General features: G+C 40.9%; 11 protein-coding genes. 7 read left to right on the top strand and 4 right to left on the bottom strand.

All coding sequences use genetic code 11. From position 1 onward, the window contains the following. The first annotated feature begins 11 nt into the window (after positions 1 to 11). Both FTU16_RS00915 and FTU16_RS00910 read left to right on the top strand, forming a co-directional pair. Positions 12 to 2192 (top strand): DUF6160 family protein, encoded by a 2181-nt coding sequence (locus tag FTU16_RS00915; protein WP_180162499.1) that lies wholly within the window; start codon positions 12 to 14, stop codon positions 2190 to 2192. Positions 2193 to 2242: 50 nt separating this feature from the next. After that, complete coding sequence (locus FTU16_RS00910) at positions 2243 to 3550, top strand: hypothetical protein (RefSeq protein ID WP_180009837.1); 1308 nt, start codon at positions 2243 to 2245, stop codon at positions 3548 to 3550. Between the two features lie 64 nt (positions 3551 to 3614). On the opposite strand, the gene FTU16_RS00905 is transcribed toward FTU16_RS00910, so the two are convergent. The 4 genes from FTU16_RS00905 to FTU16_RS00890 form a co-directional block, all read right to left on the bottom strand. After that, entirely contained in the window at positions 3615 to 5330 is a 1716-nt protein-coding gene (locus FTU16_RS00905) for a proline--tRNA ligase (protein ID WP_180162498.1), read from the bottom strand. A 96-nt stretch (positions 5331 to 5426) separates the two neighbouring features. Further along, the gene (locus FTU16_RS00900; protein ID WP_180162497.1) at positions 5427 to 8531 is read right to left on the bottom strand and encodes an efflux RND transporter permease subunit; all 3105 of its coding nucleotides are present in this window, start codon (positions 8529 to 8531) and stop codon (positions 5427 to 5429) included. A gap of 23 nt (positions 8532 to 8554) precedes the next feature. After that, positions 8555 to 9658, bottom strand: a complete 1104-nt coding sequence (locus tag FTU16_RS00895; protein ID WP_180159924.1) for an efflux RND transporter periplasmic adaptor subunit — start codon at positions 9656 to 9658, stop codon at positions 8555 to 8557. A 46-nt stretch (positions 9659 to 9704) separates the two neighbouring features. Then, positions 9705 to 10295 (bottom strand): hypothetical protein, encoded by a 591-nt coding sequence (locus FTU16_RS00890; protein WP_373683877.1) that lies wholly within the window; start codon positions 10293 to 10295, stop codon positions 9705 to 9707. Between the two features lie 346 nt (positions 10296 to 10641). On the opposite strand from FTU16_RS00890, the gene pilG reads away from it, so the two are divergent. The 5 genes from pilG to FTU16_RS00865 all read left to right on the top strand — a co-directional run bounded on the left by pilG (position 10642) and on the right by FTU16_RS00865 (position 18763). After that, the gene (gene pilG, locus FTU16_RS00885) at positions 10642 to 11025 is read left to right on the top strand and encodes a twitching motility response regulator PilG (protein ID WP_078191060.1); all 384 of its coding nucleotides are present in this window, start codon (positions 10642 to 10644) and stop codon (positions 11023 to 11025) included. A 29-nt stretch (positions 11026 to 11054) separates the two neighbouring features. Beyond that, positions 11055 to 11423, top strand: coding sequence for a response regulator (locus FTU16_RS00880; RefSeq protein ID WP_078191059.1), 369 nt, complete (start codon positions 11055 to 11057; stop codon positions 11421 to 11423). A 6-nt stretch (positions 11424 to 11429) separates the two neighbouring features. Beyond that, a complete protein-coding gene (locus FTU16_RS00875; protein WP_078191058.1) occupies positions 11430 to 11966 on the top strand; it encodes a chemotaxis protein CheW in 537 nt (178 codons plus the stop codon). A gap of 44 nt (positions 11967 to 12010) precedes the next feature. Beyond that, on the top strand, positions 12011 to 14086 hold the full coding sequence (locus tag FTU16_RS00870) for a methyl-accepting chemotaxis protein (RefSeq protein ID WP_078192256.1): 2076 nt from the start codon (positions 12011 to 12013) through the stop codon (positions 14084 to 14086). Between the two features lie 162 nt (positions 14087 to 14248). After that, positions 14249 to 18763: an Hpt domain-containing protein gene (locus tag FTU16_RS00865; protein ID WP_180162495.1), complete on the top strand. Its 4515-nt coding sequence runs from the start codon at positions 14249 to 14251 to the stop codon at positions 18761 to 18763. Position 18764 lies beyond the last annotated feature (1 nt).

Here is an 18764-nt window from a genome sequence, read left to right as displayed (position 1 = left end):
AGGATATAGTGATGAAAAAAATAACAACTTTGACGGCACTCGCAACCAGTATTTTACTTGCTCAACACACCTATGCTTTTGAAGCAATGACCGACGAAAGCTTGGGTGCAGTTACTGGCCAAGATGGTATTTCGATTACCCATGAAGTTTCTAGAGTCAAAGTCGATCAATTAAATTGGGTTGACCCAACCGACCAAAATAAGATGAAAATGGGTTTGCACAATGTACAAATAGATGGCGTTGGACAAAGTACCATTAGATCAAAATTAGATTTTGATGTGGGGACGACGGATGCAGGTGTAGGTATGCGTATTGCAGCCAGTGTCAGCCCATTTACGGCTGTTGCACAAAATATTATGCTGCTCTGTCAAGGTACGACGTGCCAAACGCCTGCGCAAAACTTAGGTTCGCTTACGATTGCAACAACTTCACCTTTAAAAGTATTACTTGAAACCAGCAATGGTCTATTTAACCGTAATGATGCGGCTTATATGGAATTTCAATTGCAAAATGCCAGTATTAGTCATGGGATGAATGGACATAGCGTAACGTTAAAGGATTTTAACTTTAACTTTGCGGGTTCAGGTTATATGTATATCGCAGCAGATGAAGGTATTGTCCTCACCACAAAATCAACGGGAAGCAAAGACCATACGATTAACCTTGGACGAGTAAAAGATACATCAGATGTTCATAGTTCACGTAGTGATGCAACAAACCCTGGAGTGAATATTGATCTACGCTATGGTACTGATGGTGGTGCGCAGCGGAATTTAATTCGTATGGGAGCATCGGGTGCTGTCACCAATGCACGAGTTGCCTTAAATGCTAATCAAGACGGAATTAAAGATTTTGGTCTAGCAACGAAAGCTTCAGGATATGAGTCCGTTGGCTCAGGTGGTTTACATTTAGGTGTGCGCGCAGATTTCACTTCAAAGGATGATCCTAGCCTTGTTGCAGGTCAAGCACCGACAACCTTAGAAATTGGCCATACGGGCATAGGTAGTTATGCCATTGAGTTTTCTAACTTAACGTCTTTAGTCGCTGATAAAAATGCCTATATTGATTTTGGCGATATTTATATCAATACCATTCAAGCAAAAAGCCTTGATTTTCTGGTAAATGAGAAATTAAAAGCGACATTAGGTTTAACCAATAATGTTTTAACCCAAAACTTGTCAAATCAAACGGCGGGCGGAAATTTTGCACTAGTGGCGATTCGTGGTATGGATTTTCAGTCCATCGCGCGTACCGCACGATTTATTTCTGATAACTCAATTGCTGCAATTGCAAGTAATGACAATAGTTGGGGGATTGGTATCCCGATTTATAATATGAATGCCAATGTTGCATTATCAGAGAAAAAATACAGTTATAAAAATGCGGCTGAAAAATCAGGTATTGGCTATAACCTTGTAATGAGCACAGATGGTTATGGTGTTGATAAAAAAACAGGAACACCAAGTACAACTTCCATTATTTTGATTGATGGTAAAAAAGGTATTAATGGTCAAGAAGTCAATTATTATGCAGGCTTACGAAACATCAATGCCCTTATTCAATCTGATGGTGTGATTGGTTATGAAAATGATGGCATCTATGTACGTGCAGATAATTTATTGATTGCAGCTAATGCCGAGTTAGCGATTGGTCAACTTCCGGGTTCAACCTATAACTGTGCGACTACAGCTTCTGCCAAATGTGGGACTACAGTACCTTTAGATAATTTCTCTAAACGTGATGATGTGTTGACGAATATTGCGTTTAAACTTGATGGTAAAGGTGAGCTATTTATAGTACCGGGCCTAAATGACAGTGCAGAAAATAATTATTTATCTTTTCGTGGAAGCTTTGAATTTAAAGCATTAACAGATGCTGAAAAGAAAGATCAAAAAGTTATGGGAAGCTATTTAAGTTTGATGAATGAAGATGTAAATGCCAGCGGTGTCGTTTCAGCTTCAAGTATCAATATTAATAAAATGCAGGGCGATCTAGGTTTTGATGCTCGAATTAAAATGAAACAAGATTCGGTAGAGTTTGATAATCAGGTGAAATTCAATCCAACCAATAATATGTCTAAAGCGTTTCGTGCAGAAGTATCGATGTTAACAAATGGCAATATGCAAAAGATGGCGGATATAGCCCTAACCGGTGGAACAATGCGAAGCACCATGGGGATTACTCCACGCTAATAATATTAAATCAATAACAAATAAATAAAATAACGAACAGGGAATTTGTTATGAAAAAGAAGTTAATCAGAGGTTTGATCTTCTCGACATTTGCGATGAGTAGCTTATCTCATGCAATGATGGCTTTAGATGATGAAAGCTTATCAAAAGTTGATGGTCAAGCATTACTCTCCATGGAATATACGCAGGGGTATAATTCTGTGGATGAGAGTGGACAAGCCGTAGACCAATCCAATGTCGGCTTTTATAAGCTTGGTTTAGAAGCTGAAATGGAGCTCAATGCCAATATTAAAAAGCTGCAATTGGGTTGTGGTGGTGCAAATGGCTCAGGTGCTTGTGATATTGATATCGATCATATTTCATTGAGTGGATTGCCTGTAAATAGCAATTATACGTCTGATGAACGTGCGGCAACTTCTGCTTTGTTGACCAATCCTTTTATCGAAATTGCAATTAAAGATCCCAAATCAGCTGCAACTCGTGAAGTGATGGGCTTTCGTCTGAGCGCTGAAAAAATTTCTGGGTTAATGACATTAGGTACAGAAAATAGTAATACACCCAATGGTATCAACACCTTTAGTGGGTATATGAAAACCAAAGCGTCTGCGGGTGTTGCAACAACTGCCGAGCGTGTGATGGACTATGCTTCTACGCAGCAATACATTGAAGGGGCAGTTAAGGGGACATTATTTGGTGCTGAAGTTGATCTACCGCTTCACTACAAATCAGATAATTATTCTTTTAATTTAAAATCAACCACAGCACCTTTTACAATTCCAGCCACTGTCGTGAGCGGGAATAGAATTAAGGATAATATTGCGGTATTAAAAGGCACAGGTACAGTTGATCGTCTAGATTTTAGTGGTCCATTAGAAGCTCAGATCTCTCTACTTGGGTTAAATATTAATTTGAATAAAGACGTAACAGGCTATCTTACTGGACTACAAACCGATATTACGGTAAATCAAAGTTTAGGTTTGATCCATGCACTTTATCTAAATAACCCTGCTTCGTTATCCTTACAAGCTCAAAAAATACTCTGGCCTGGTGCTGCAGTTGCAGCAGAAAGAGGTTGGTGGTTGGCGATGGAAGATGAGGTCGATTTGGGGAGTATTACACCTTCAGATAAAGTGGCGATTACGGATGAAGTGTTGAAACAAACGATCGCTGGAATTAACCATGACTTAAGTACCAATGTTCGTAATTGTGGAGATTTAATCTTTGGTTGTGTTGCAGGTTCGGCTTTAGATGTTAAAGAAATTAAAAACCCGTCATTAATTGATTTCCCATTAAACAATTTAAAACTTTCTGGACAGGAGTTTCGTTCTAACTGCTTCGGCGGGCTGAAATTCTGTTAAGGCTTAAAGTATTTAATATAAAAAAATCCCGCACTTAGCGGGATTTTTTTATATTTAGCGCAAATTATTTTGCAATTTTCGCTAAAAGGTCTTCTTTACTGAGGTTGCTTGATTCTTCATCACGGCGACCTTTGTACTCAAATGTACCAGCATCCAAACCTTTCTCACCAATAACGATACGGTGTGGAATACCTGTTAACTCGATATCAGAGAATTTAACACCTGGACGTTCATTACGATCATCTAGAAGAACATCATAACCAGCAGCAGTTAATTCTGCATACAGTGCTTCAGCTGCTTCTAACGTGCGCGGTGATTTATGCGCATTCATTGGCACAATAGCAACTTCGAAAGGAGCAATTGCAGACGGCCAAATAATCCCTTTGTCATCGAAGTTTTGTTCAATTGCAGAAGCAACAACACGGGTTACACCAATACCGTAGCAACCCATAGTCACAACGAGAGGTTTGCCATCTTCACCTAAAACTTTACAGCCAAGCGCTTCAGAGTATTTTTGACCCAACTGGAAGATATGACCAACTTCGATACCACGTTTAATCAAGATTGTACCTTGACCGTCTGGAGAAGGGTCACCTTCAACAACATTACGAAGGTCATAAACTTCGGTGTATTGTGCATCACGTTCCCAGTTTACACCTACAGCATGTTTATCAACTTGGTTTGCACCAGCAACAAAGTCTGAAAGTACAGACGCTGCACGGTCAACAATAACTGTAATGCCTTTTTCGGTTAAGCCTTGAGGGCCACAGAAACCAGCAGTTAAACCTAAGTCAGCCAATTGTGCTTCAGTTGCAAAGGCCAATGGAGCAGCAATTAACGGGTGTTTTTCAGCTTTAATTTCATTTAGTTCATGGTCGCCACGTAGGAATAAAGCAACCACTGGCGCAGCTTTACCTTCTTCAGCAACACCTTGAACCAACAATGCTTTTACAGATTGAGCAGGGTCTGATTTAAGAAATTCAGAAACATCAGCAATGGTTTTTTGATTTGGTGTATCAATAATTTCAAGTGCTTTAGTCGGAGCAGCACGTTCACCAACTAGTACGGCTTCAGCCATTTCTACGTTAGCAGCATAATCTGACTCTGTAGAGAATGCGATGTCATCTTCACCGCTAGAAGCAAGTACGTGGAATTCATGTGAACCCGAACCACCAATTGAACCTGTATCCGCTTGAACTGGACGGAAATTTAAACCTAAACGAGTGAAAATTTTGCAGTAAGCTGCATACATGTTGTCATAGGTTTCTTGTAACGAGGCTTGGTCTACATGGAAAGAATAAGCATCTTTCATGATGAATTCACGTGAACGCATCACACCGAAACGAGGGCGAATTTCGTCACGGAATTTGGTTTGTACTTGGTAGAAGTTTGCAGGTAATTGCTTATAGCTTTTCAACTCATTGCGAGCAAGATCTGTAATTACTTCTTCATGTGTAGGGCCAAGTACAAAGTCATTGTTATGACGGTCTTTAAAACGTAAAAGTTCTGGACCATATTGTACGAAACGACCTGATTCTTCCCATAAAGATGCAGGTTGAGTGACAGGCATCAGGACTTGAAGTGAACCAGCACGATCCATCTCTTCGCGGATAATCGCTTCAACTTTATTTAATACGCGAACGCCCATCGGCAGCCAAGTGTATAAACCTGAAGCCAATTTACGAATCATCCCGGCACGAAGCATAAGCTGATGTGAAATAACTTCAGCATCGTTTGGGGTTTCTCTTAACGTTGCAAATAAAAAGCGACTCGCGCGCATGGAAACTGTCCTAAAAAATTAAGCGTTAAAGTAGAGAGTATACAATAAAAAATGAGGTGAACATTTTCCAAAGTCACCTCATTTTAGATTTTGTCATTATGACATGATTTTTTTGGCCTGACGTGCAAGGAAGTTTCGGAAATCATCCAAATAAGTAAAAATCACTGGGACTACCACGAGTGTCAGTAGGGTAGAGGTAATCACCCCGCCAATTACAGCGTGTGCCATTGGCGCGCTTTGTTCACCGCCTTCACCCAGACCAAGTGCAAGCGGAACCATACCCATTACCATTGCACTGGTGGTCATTAAAATGGGGCGTAAACGGGTTTTTCCTGCTTCAATAATCGCTTCATAACGATCTACCCCATGATCCATGGCTTTTTTAATAAAGTCGATGAGTAGAATTGCGTTCTTTGTCACCAAGCCCATGAGCATAATAATCCCGATAATGGAAAAGAGGTTCATGGTTGAATTAAATAAGAACAGGGCCAAGAACACCCCAATCAATGATAGGGGTAATGAAGCCATAATGGCTGCAGGGTGAATGAAGCTATTAAATTGTGAACCCAAAACAATGTAAATAAACACAATGGAGAGCGTAATCGCTGTCATTGCATAACCTGCAGATTCAGCCATATCTTTATTGGCACCTTGCGTGACAAAACTATAACCCGGTGGCAAGTCAAAGTTTTTCTCGATCTCATTGATTTCGGCACCAATATCACCCGCAGGGCGACCTGCTGTGTTGGCTTCAACCATCACTTCACGTGCCAGATCACGACGGTTAATTTGTGAAGCACCGAGTGTTTCTTCAAAGCTAGCCACACTTGCCAATGGAACCAAGATAGGTAAGCCTGTGGCATCGGTTTTTTGTGATGTGATGTACATGCTTTGAATGTCTGTTGGCAGTCGACGCTGATCTTCAGTGAGTCGTAAATTTACATCATAGGTTTCGCCTTTATCATCCTTCCACGTTGTTACATTATCCCCCGCAAGTAGAGGGCGTAATACATTGGCGATTTGATTGACGGATAAACCTAAATCACTGGCTAAAACACGATTGATATGTACACCTAAGGTCGGTTTAGGTTCTTTGAGTGAGCTTTCTAAGTCGACAATGCCTTCGACTTTGGAAACTTCAACCAAGAAACGGTCAGAAATGCGTTGTAACTCATCTAAGTCTGGGCCTTTAATCGAGATCATGACCGGCTTTTGACCTGCCGAAACTGTTTCATCAGCTGAGGCAATCGAGGTAATAGTAATTCCTGCCACATGTTTTAAACGGGTACGGAATTCATTGTTGAGATCCGTTAAGGTTTGACTACGCTCTGTACGTGGTGAAACGGTGACACGAATGCTGGCATGGTTTTTACCGCGATCAGTGGCACTATTAATGGCACCATAAGTGGCTTTGACTTCTGGATGCTGGCGAATGATACGATCGACTTGCTTAAGCTTCGCCTGTGAATATTCAAGGGTTGCATCAACGGGTGTTTCAAATTTGATCCGAATTTCACCTTTGTCTGGTACCGGTACAAATTCGGTTCCGATCAGTTTGGATAAACCCAATGCACCAAATAATGATGCGACGGCGATTAAAAGGGTGATGAGACGGAACTTTAAAGCAAGCTTGAGTAATTTTTCATAATGATGGCTTAAGTTATCGAGCTTGCCCGAAATCCAGTTAAAAAAGCGTTTGATTTTGCCGGGCTTTTTATTTGGATCGTGGCGTTCTGCCCAGTGAGCAGACAACATCGGGTCAAGGGTGAAACTCACAAACATCGAAATCAGTACAGCGGTACTAACGGTTACACCGAATTGATAGAAGAAACGCCCAATAATACCGCCCATAAATGCCACAGGTAAAAATACCGCGACAATGGTCAAGGTCGTGGCCAATACAGCTAAACCAATTTCTTTCGTGCCGTCGAGTGCGGCGGTGACATGGTCTTTGCCCATATCGGCATGGCGGACAATATTTTCACGAACCACAATGGCATCATCAATGAGTAGACCGATACTCAGCGAGAGAGCCAGTAGGGTCATCATGTTGATGGTAAAACCAAAAATCCAAACAAAGGTGAGGGTGCCCAGTAGCGAAATCGGTAGGGTTAAACCTGTAATAGCTGTCGAACGAAATGAACCGAGAAATAACAATACAATGAATACCGCAAGTACAGCACCTTCAATAATGGTACGTGCCACATCTTTAATGCTGCCACGAATACCTTTAGATGAATCAACCACAATTTCTGCCGTCGTGCCTTGTGGTAATTGCTGTTGAATTTTACTTAAAGTTTTACGGGTATTATCAACCACCTCAATCACATTAGAGTCCGAACTTCGCAGAATGTCGACAGCAACGGCTGTTTTACCATTCAGATAGGCACTCGACTCCATTTCGGCTTGGCTATCTTCTATCTCGGCAATTTGTTTGAGATAAATCGGCGCGCCATTTTTATTGGCAACCACTAAATCTCCAAAAGAATTTGGGTGAATAACCCGAGATTTAATTTCGACCACCAATTCTGAGTTCTTTTGTTTTAAGGTTCCTCCCGGAACTTCAATATTTTCAGATTTTAGGGTGTTTATAACTTGATCGATCCCAATCCCGAAACTTTGTAATTTTTGCGGATTTACTTGTATTCGAATTTGTCGCTGCGCATCGCCCAATAAATTGACCGTACCTACACCGGGAACTGTTCTGAGCTGTGGCACAATCCGTTGATTGAGATAGGAACTCAAATCACGTAAAGACATGTCCTTTGATTCAAAAACAATCGACATAATCGCACTGGCAGTAGGGTCGTAGCGTTCTACAATGGGGTCATCAATTTCATCACGAAATTGTGCGGTTACCGGTGCAATTTTATCTCGAATATCCTGTGCAGCTACAGAGGATGAGACGTCTAGATTAAATTCGACAATGACCGTGGATAAACCTTCACTGGACTGTGAAATGACTTGCTTAAGGCCTGAAATGGTATTGATCTGATCTTCAAGTTTCTTGGTGATCTCAGATTCGACAGACTCAGGAGAAGCACCCGGATAGTTGGTGTAGACAACAACAAAAGGGAAGTCGATATCAGGAAACTCTTCAACACCCATACGTTGCCAAGATGCGAGTCCTAGTACCATCAGACAGAACATCATCATGATAGTGAAAACAGGATATTTCACACTAATTCGGGTTAACCACATAACAACTGTCCTGCCTTATTCTTTTAATTTTGGCTGATACTTACATCTTGTTTGATATCTGAATCATTAAATTTAATTCGGCTGATCAGATCACTATTTTGTAAGCCCTGAACAATCGCGGTGTTATTGCTATAACTCTGATTCAAAATTTGTACAGGTACTTTGGCAATTTTATTTTGACGAATGACCCAGACGTAAGGTTTATCTTTTAGACTTTGAATGGTGTCGAGTGGAATTTTTTGGCCTGAAATATTATCCGTGCCTAAGATGTGGCCTTCGACAAAAGCACCAATACTTAATGAAGTAATAGTTTCATTTGGGGCTGCAAAAAATTCAATTTGACGACTAGCCTGATCGGCAATTGGTGAAATCCGGCTGATTTGTGCTGTGAGTAAATTGCTATTACCTTGGATGCTATATTCAATCTTTTGTCCAATTTTCAGTGCAGCTTGCTGATCACTTGGTAATTTGGCTTGAATTTCTAATTGGTCTGGATTGACGATTTCAAAAAGGGTTTGTCCCGCAGCAACCGTTTGTCCCGGTTCAACATCACGTTTGGTAATCACGCCTTGGATAGGGCTATAAATGGTGCCGTCTTGATTGGCTTTACGTGCAATATCGACATTGGCTTGTTGAGCGCGAACATTTTCCATTTGAGCTTGGTAATCGACACGACTTTGTTCAAACTCTACTTTGGAAATAAAGCCTTGATTCAGCAAACGCTGTTTACGGTCCATCATCAGTTTAGCTTGATTGGCTTGAGCTTGTGTGGATGCAAGGTTTGCTTGTGATTGAGCAAGACGTGCGGCATTGTCTTGATTATTTAAACGCACCAACACTTGGCCTTTGCTGACACGTTGTCCGACCTCTGCATTCACATTGGTTGCAGTCGCAGTGACTTGGGCTTGAATACTGCTCTGATTGACCGCCCGAATGGTACCAGTAAAGGCCGTTTTTGAAATGGCGTTGCCTTGTTCGATCGTCACCAGATCTTGTTGAATCAATTCAATCTTATTTTCTGGTTTTACACTTTGCTGCGGATCTTCTTTTTGACATGCAGCCAAAGCCAGGCTTATGCAAAGCAGGCTAAGCTTTAAAAATGGGGATGATTGCTGTGCAGAGTGCATAATGGTCCTTATATCAGCGGTCTACAAAAGCAATTGAATAACAAGTTTATTCCATCGCTTTTAAACGCGTAATAATTTTGTCGTATTCAGCTTCTGTATTTCGATAGCGAGTTTGTAACGATTGAATGTATTCTTTTTTCGCTACCATATTTTTTTGATTATTATCCAACATTGTTTTTAATTTTGCCGGAACGGTTTCACCTTTTCGAAAATGTTCACGTTCTTGGCGAACAAATAATACACGATCATTTTGTAATTGTTTTAATTGTTCTTGTTCAAACACGATCTGTTTACGTATACCAGTCAGTGCATCACGCTTTTTAATTGCCGCAGTTCGGCTATTGGTATAGGCTTTTTTAAGTTTGATATCTGATGCTTGCTGACGTGCTTGGGCAGCACGCTGAGGAGCTTGTCTAACATCGGCTTCAGCATTGTAGGGGCGGTTACGTTTAATCACTTGCATATTTTGATCAAGTGCTTCATAACCATAGCGGATGTGATTTGGTGTCACATTGGTACTGATGTTTGCTACACCTTTATTGTCATAGTAGCGATACCAAGTCGCCTTTTGTGGTTGCTGCATATTGTTTGGTGCAGCAAATAAAAGCGGGGTATAAGCCAGTAAACAAGTCGTCAGGATGACTTTTTTTGAGAAATGTTTAAGGCCAATCAAGTGAATTTTTTTTGTAAGCGGACTCAACCTTGTACTCCCCAGTTTAAAGTTGACTAAATTACTTATTTTAAAGTAATAATCTTGCTATAATATGCTTAATTAAGACAATTAAATACTATTCCAAGTTAAAAAAAAATCGTTGGTCATCGGAAAGTGTGAAGCAGTTAATAAAAACAAGAAATCTTGTGTGTTTGCGCAGAAAATGTTCATTGAAAACGCAAGTAAAGATATGTTAAAAATGTTCACAACTTGTAAATAATAATGCTGCTAACTTAATTGTTTGTACATCCTCAATGGGTAGGGTCAATAAATGGACGATAAATTCCAAAATCTAAAAGTCATGGTAATTGATGATTCAAAAACCATTCGTCGTACGGCCGAAACGCTGCTTCAGCGTGAAGGATGTGAAGTAGTCACTGCTGTAGATGGTTTTGAAGCACTTTCAAAAATTGCAGATGCGAATCCAGATATCGTATTTGTCGATATAATGATGCCACGTCTAGATGGCTATCAAACTTGTGCCCTGATTAAAAACTCTCAAAATTATCAAAATATTCCTGTGATTATGCTTTCAAGTAAAGATGGTTTATTTGATCAGGCGAAGGGTCGCGTTGTAGGTTCTGATGAATACTTGACTAAGCCATTCAGTAAAGATGAATTGCTGAATGCAATCCGTAATCACGTTACAGCTTAATTAGATTTTTTATTTTTTGGGGAAAAAGCATGGCACGTATCCTAATCGTTGATGATTCACCAACAGAAACATTCCGTTTTAAAGAAATTTTAGGTAAACACGGATTTGAAGTGATTGAAGCTTCAAATGGGGCAGATGGGGTGACGATGGCTCAAGCTGAGTTACCTGATTTGGTCTTGATGGATGTGGTAATGCCGGGTGTGAATGGATTCCAAGCAACACGTCAAATTGCACGTGGTGCGACCACCAAACATATTCCGATTGTCATTGTAAGTACCAAAGATCAGGCAACTGACCGTGTTTGGGGTAAACGCCAAGGTGCTTCTGATTATCTAACTAAACCTGTAGACGAAAAACAATTAATTGATGTGATTAAGCAACACCTCAATGCAGGATAAAGCTCTATGGCAGCAAATGGATTTATCGAATTACTTCGAATCGCAAAACGAGGAAACAAAAACTACGTTTCCACTGAAAATGAAGTAAACCGATGGTCAGGCATTGCTTTTGAGATGATGGGGCAATATTACGTTGCTCCTTTAGGTGAAGTAGCTGAAGTGATCTACCCACCAAAATATACGCCAGTTCCCAACACCCAACCTTGGGTGATGGGATTAGCCAATATTCGGGGACGCTTACTTTCTTTGTCTGACCTAGCACAATATATAACCGGTCATCGAAGTAGTTTTTCACCCACTCAAAAAGTTTTATGTATTAGTCATAATGACCATTATGTCGGTTTGGTAGTCGATCAAGTTTTGGGTATTCAACACTTTAATAAGAAAAGTTATTTTTCTAAACATAATGAGTTGGATCGAAATTTACAGGAATATTGTCAGGGGTATTTCCACCAGCATAACCAGCAGTGGAATGTATTTCTCTTCAGTCGTTTACTGCAAAATCCAAAATACATGAACGCATCTATAAAATTTATAAATTAATTGTCGCGCACGAACGAAAGAAGGCGTAATCGGGGAGAAGCTGAATGGGCTTTAAACTTAAAAAGAAAAATACGGGTGAAAGCACCAGTGGTCGTAAAGGCGGTAATGCTTTTCTGGCAAAACTGCAATCACAGACAGATCAATTATCTCGAGTTTTTGGTGATAGTGAAAAATCCAAACCATTTATTTATGGTGCGATTGGTTCATTAGTACTGGCAACGATTATTTTATTATACCTATTCTATAGCGTTCCTCGCGGTAACCAATTAACGCAAAGTTTGGGTGAACTCCGTCTTCTTTCGCAAACAATTTCGCGTCAAGCAACTGAGGCAACTGCTTCAGGTACTGAAGATGCAATGAAAAAATTAATTGCCTCTCAAGATTCGTTCAAAGAAAACTTAGAAACTGTAAAAGACATTCATGCAAATACAGATGCGCTGAAATCTGTAGATACGCAGTGGGCTGAGGTTTCAAAAAGTATTGACTTGATTACTTCGCAACAAAAAATCATTAATAAGTTATATGACACGAACATCGCGATTGGTGAAACCATTCCGGGGATTCAGGCGGAATATAACTTGATGGTCGACCAAATGGCACGTCAAGACATGCCTTCGAACCAGGTGGTGATTGCGAAAAACCAGGTATTCATTGCAGAACGTATTTTACGTTCGATCAGTTCGGTGCTTTCAGGTTCTGATAGCTCACGTGAGTCTGCAGATGACTTCAGTGCCGATACTGAAACCTTCGGTTTGTACTTAAATGCCCAATTGGATGGTAGTACAGAGCTTGGTGTACAACGTATTGAAAGCCCTGAATTACGTGAGTCACTTGAAGGCATTAAAGCTGAATATGACGATGTATTAAAATCAGCGGCTGCGACAATTTTGAAAAACTCAACGCAAATTGTGAACGTACGTAAAGCATCTTCACAAATTTTTGCTGAGTCAGACAAATTGTTGGACAACTTAAATCAATTGTCTTCTAGCACAGGCTTGAAAACCATTTTACCTGCGGTACTGTTGATTCTTGCTTTAACAGCCTTCTTGATCTGTGTGTTCAAACTTCTTTCTTTACGTGGTCAATCGGATAAATTCCGTGTAACCCGTCTTCAAGAAGAATATGACCGTAACCAGAACGCGATTTTACGTTTACTCGATGAAATTGCCGATCTTGCAGACGGTGACTTACGTTCGTATGCGACGGTATCTGAAGACTTTACTGGTGCGATTGCCGACTCGATTAACTTCGCAATCGACCAATTACGTGACCTTGTATCGCGTATTACAGAAACTTCTCAAGAAGTTGCGCAATATACGGCGAATACGCAGGGTATTACCAACCAGCTTGCAGAAGCATCTGAACATCAGGCGCAAGAGATTGCTGGTGCATCTGCCGCGATTAACGAAATGGCAATGTCGATTGACCAAGTATCTTCGAACGCTGAAGAATCAGCTGTCGTAGCAGAACGTTCAGTACAAATTGCTGCAAACGGTGCAGATGTTGTAAACCGTTCAATTGAAGGTATGGACACGATTCGTGAGCAGATTCAAGAAACTTCAAAACGTATTAAACGTTTGGGTGAGTCTTCTCAAGAGATTGGTAACATTGTCGCACTGATTAACGATATTGCCGACCAAACGAACATCTTGGCATTAAACGCAGCAATTCAGGCGTCGATGGCGGGTGAAGCAGGTCGTGGTTTCGCCGTGGTAGCGGATGAGGTACAGCGTCTTGCGGAACGTTCAGCGTCTGCAACCAAACAGATTGAAGGCTTGGTAAAAACCATTCAAACGGATACTAACGAAGCCGTAATTTCAATGGAACAAACGACTTCGGAAGTTGTACGTGGTGCGAACTTGTCTAAGGATGCCGGCGTAGCACTGGATGAAATTCAGTCTGTATCGGGTAACTTGGCGAAACTGATTGCAAACATTTCGGATGCTGCAAAACTTCAGTCTGCTTCAGCAGGTCATATTGCGACAACGATGAACGTTGTACAAGAAATTACCTCGCAAACCACCAGTGCAACATTTGATACTGCACGTTCGGTATCTGAATTGGCGAACATGGCTGAATCATTACGTGAATCTGTATCTGACTTTAAACTCCCAGAGTAAGTCAGGCGCAAACCTGGAGTACCTTAGCTGCGGCTAGGGTACTGCACCGATTACAGATAACACATCGATAAGGTGAACTTAACGTCACAGTTAAGTCTTAGGTGATGGTTACAATTAAGTTTGAGCAACCTTCTTGGTGGCAAAACATAAGAAGCCTTAGCTATGAAAGAAATATTAAAAAATTTAGTTGAAACAACTACGCTTCCTGAAGATAGTTATCTTGATCAAGATGCAGAAATTTTAGAGATTTTTGTTGAAGAAATAGAAGAAATCTTTGAAGAACTGGCGGGTTTATTTACAACTTGGTTGGAAAATCCACAAGATAAAGACACTTTAACGACGATTCGTCGTCATTTCCATACCCTGAAAGGTTCAGGTCGTATGGTCGGGGCAAAATCGGCGGGTGAAACTGCATGGGCAGTTGAAGATACGCTGAACCGTGTCATTGCAGGTTCAGTACAGTTAACGCCGACCGTTCAAAAGTTTGCACAAACAGTTTTAAATGTTTATCAATATAAGCTCTATCCACGGTTTAAAAATGTTGCCGAATTGGATGTTGACTTACGTCCATTGGTTTTAATGGGGCAACAATTACAACAAAATATCAGCCTTGAGCCTGCACTCGAAGAATTATTAAAACTGGCAGATCAATTAAAATCTGAGGATGCTGTCACTGGTTTAGAACTGACTGATGTTGAAGCTACAGCACCTGTAGAAGTGCTTGAAAGTACGATCGTTGCGGTTGTTGAATCAGAACTTGCTCCTGAACAAGTGGATGCAGATGCATCTCTGGTCGAAGAGACCGTGAGCATTTTTATTGAAGAAGCTGAAGAACATCTACAAACGATTGATCAGTTCCTCCAATCTGATGACAGTAAATCACAAGACTATAATGGTTTAATTCGCGCGCTACACACCTTACGTGGTAGTTCGTCGATGGCGCAAATCGAAGAGATTTTTGAAGCCAGTTCAAAAGTTGAAAATTTATTTAAAACCTTATTGCAAGATGAAATCGTATCGAGCTCGAAAGAAACTGCTTTATTGATTCAATATGCTGAATTTGTTCGTGATTATTTACACGTGCTGCGTTCAGGAGATAAGGCAAATCTTGCATCTATTTATGAAACCTTCAAAGCCGCTTGGGATGATTATGGTTTTGCTAGCCAAGATCAATTGGCGCCTGAAGATAATCCACAAGGTTTGGTTTCTAAACTAATCGAATTAAATATTGATCAGTTATTGGATGCTGAATTTGAGTTTGATAAACGTGCCCTTGCTGAATTCCCAGACTATATTCAACAGCTCAGTCAACAAGCTTTAGAGTTGATCGAACATACAGATAATCGTGCGTCTGTTGGTATTCATGATTTTACAACTCAACTGCGTGCAGCGTATCAGTCTTTAGTTGAAAAGCCTGAATTACTCCATGCTGATTATGGCTATGAGTTATTTGCGCAAGCACATCAAGAGTTTATTCACTTATTTGACACTTTAGCTGCGGGTCAGCGTGTGGTGTTAAGTGAAGAGGTTCAGCGTTTCTTAAATGAGCTGACTGCATTTGTTCAACAAGACATTGAAGCAGTTGCAGCGACGACAACACCAGAAGCCCATGTAGTTGCTGAACCTGTTGCCACAGTAGAAGATAAAGCCGCTGTTGCAAATACAACAGCAGTAGACTTTGCACAATTAAGTCAGCGTATTCAACTTGATCATCAACAGATGCAAGCGGTGGATGCGAATAATGACTTTGATGAAGATCTTTTAGGGATCTTTATTGAAGAGGCAGAAGAGTTATTGGTGGGGATTGACCAAGACCTTAGTACTTGGACACGTGATCAGACCAATACTTCAGCTTTGAATAATTTAATGCGTTATTTGCATACCCTAAAAGGTGGTGCAAATATGATTGCCGCATCTCATGTGGGTTTAATTTCGCATGAATTAGAATCGATTTATGAGCGCATTATTCGTCAGCAAATTTCGATTACGCCTGCGTTAATTCAAATTATTCGTTTAGTGCAGGATGATATTTCAGATCGTATTCAAACCATTCGTGACCAAGGGATCGACTACCCAGCGAATAATGTGATCGATATTCTCAAGAATATTCAGTCAATTGTGGCAGGAGAGCGTTCAGAAGCTGTTGCATTGGCTTCGGCCCCTATTTCTGCTGAAACTGAACAAACAGCAGTAGAACCAGATGTATCGGTGTCAGAGCCGATGGATGTTGCTGAAGACACTGCAGAAGCAGTGGTTGAAGCTCAAACGACTGCTCACACTGAGTCTGCTGTTGAACATCTTGAACATGCGGTGGCTGAACATGTTGAGCATCCAGATGACGATCTACGTTCTGTCATGGAAGAAACCTTCCTTGAAGAGTCTGAGGAAATTCTTGAACAAGCCGTTCAATTATTAAATCAATGGACTGAACAACGTAGTGACCGTAACGTATTGCTTCAATTACAACGTGCTGCCCACAGTATTAAGGGTGGTGCGCGTATGGTTGAAAATGAACCTGTTGCCGCAATTGCGTATCAACTTGAGACGACGTTTGAGCATTTCGCGGTTCATCATTTCAACTCAAATGCATATGACGGCTTACTCAAAACGACGTTGGCATGGTTAAAAGAAGCGATCTTCAACCACGACTATAGTAATTTTGATAGCATCAAATTGAGCCTAGAATCCATTCAGTATGTGGATGTTACGGTTCAATTGCCAAACCGTGTTGCAGAATTAGAACAAGGTATTGTCAGTAAAGGCTTTGAATTTATTCAAGGTGATGGTGTTGAACCTCCATCTATGTTGGGTGAATGGTCTGAAGCTAATTCTTCTGATAACAGTAATGAGATGATTCGTATCTCGGCTGATCTCGTCGAGAAGATGATTGACTTATCAGGCGAAAACTCGATTAACCGTTCACGTATTGAGATGGACTTAGGTCAGCTAGGCAATACCTTGAATGAAATGGAGTTAGCAATTAAGCGACTTGCTGACCAGTTACGTCGAATGGATGGTGAGCTTGAGTCACAAATTATTGCCAAACATGGTTCTGAAAATTCACGCTATGCGGATTTCGACCCATTGGAGATGGACCAATATTCATCGATTAACCAATTGTCAAAATCTCTAGCCGAATCTGCGTCGGATTTGGTTGACTTCAAGAGTACTTTGGCAGAAAAAATCCGTGATGCGGAAGGTCTGTTATTACAACAATCACGTATTCAGTCAGAAATTCAAGAAAGTCTGATGCGTACCCGTTTGGTGCCATTTGATCGTTTGTTACCACGTTTACAACGTATTGTGCGTCAAACCTCTTCGACCTTGAACCGTCCTGCAGAATTGATTGTTCAAAATACAGAAGGTGAATTGGACCGTACGATCTTAGAGCGTTTGGTGACACCATTTGAACATATGCTGCGTAATGCGGTCGACCATGGTTTAGAAGATACTGCTGACCGTTTGGCTTTAAAAAAGCCAGAAGTAGGTAGCATCGTCTTGAACATTAGTCGTCAGGGTACTGATGTACTGGTGTCTTTCAGTGATGATGGTAAAGGGATTGATGAAACCAAAATTAAAGACAAAGCCTTAAAACTTGGTTTAATCAAAGCGGATCAGTTCCTCGATAAACAAGAAATCTTGCAATTGATCTTCCATCCAGGTTTCTCAACGGCACAAGCGGTAACGCAAATTTCGGGTCGTGGCGTTGGTCTGGATGTGGTGCAAAGTGAAATTAAAGCCTTGGGTGGTCATGTTTCCGTAGAGTCTGAGTTAGGTAAAGGGACAACCTTTACCATTCGTGTACCAACGACGGTAGCGGTCAGCGATGCCTTGATGGTGAAAGCTGGCGATCAGCAATATGCGATTTCATTAGCGCAAATTGAGCGTATTGTCCGTATTGCACCTACGGCACTCGAAACTTACTTCAATAGTAAGGATGACGTGTTTAAAATTGACAACACCAATTACAAACTACGGTATTTATCAGAGTTTGTGGGTAATCAGCCAATTCCACGTTTAAATAATGTCGGTCATTCATTGCCTGTACTGTTAATTAAAGGCAACAGTGGTCAAACCATTGCTTTATTGGTCGATCAGCTGGTGGGTTCACGTTCTCAAATCGTGGTGAAACCTATTGGTCAACAATTTACCAGTGTCGGCGCGATTGCAGGTGCCACGATTTTGGGTGATGGTCATGTATGTTTGATTTTGGATGGGCAAAATATTGCACGTCAAATTCAAACTACGCAGCGTGTTAAACATTCAGCTGAACAGCGTGATTTGGGCCGTCAAGCCAATGCGCGTCGTTTAGTGATGATTGTCGATGACTCGGTGACAGTACGTAAGGTGACTTCACGCTTACTTGAACGTCAAGGTTATGACATCGTGACCGCGAAAGATGGTGTAGATGCAATTGAGCAGCTTGAAAATGTCCGTCCAGACTTGATGCTACTCGATATTGAAATGCCACGTATGGATGGTTTCGAAGTGACAAACTTAGTCCGTCACCATGACATTCACCGTGACTTGCCAATCATTATGATTACATCGCGTACTGGTGAAAAACATCGTGAGCGTGCATTTAGCTTAGGTGTGACTCACTATATGGGTAAACCATTCCAAGAAGCTGAATTGCTTGCCAATATTGAAGCTTTAATTGCAGAAAAGCAGGGGTAAT

The organism is Acinetobacter sp. YH12069 (assembly GCF_013419675.1).
GTDB lineage: Bacteria > Pseudomonadota > Gammaproteobacteria > Pseudomonadales > Moraxellaceae > Acinetobacter > Acinetobacter amyesii.
This window is presented reverse-complemented; position numbering and strand designations above follow the sequence as displayed.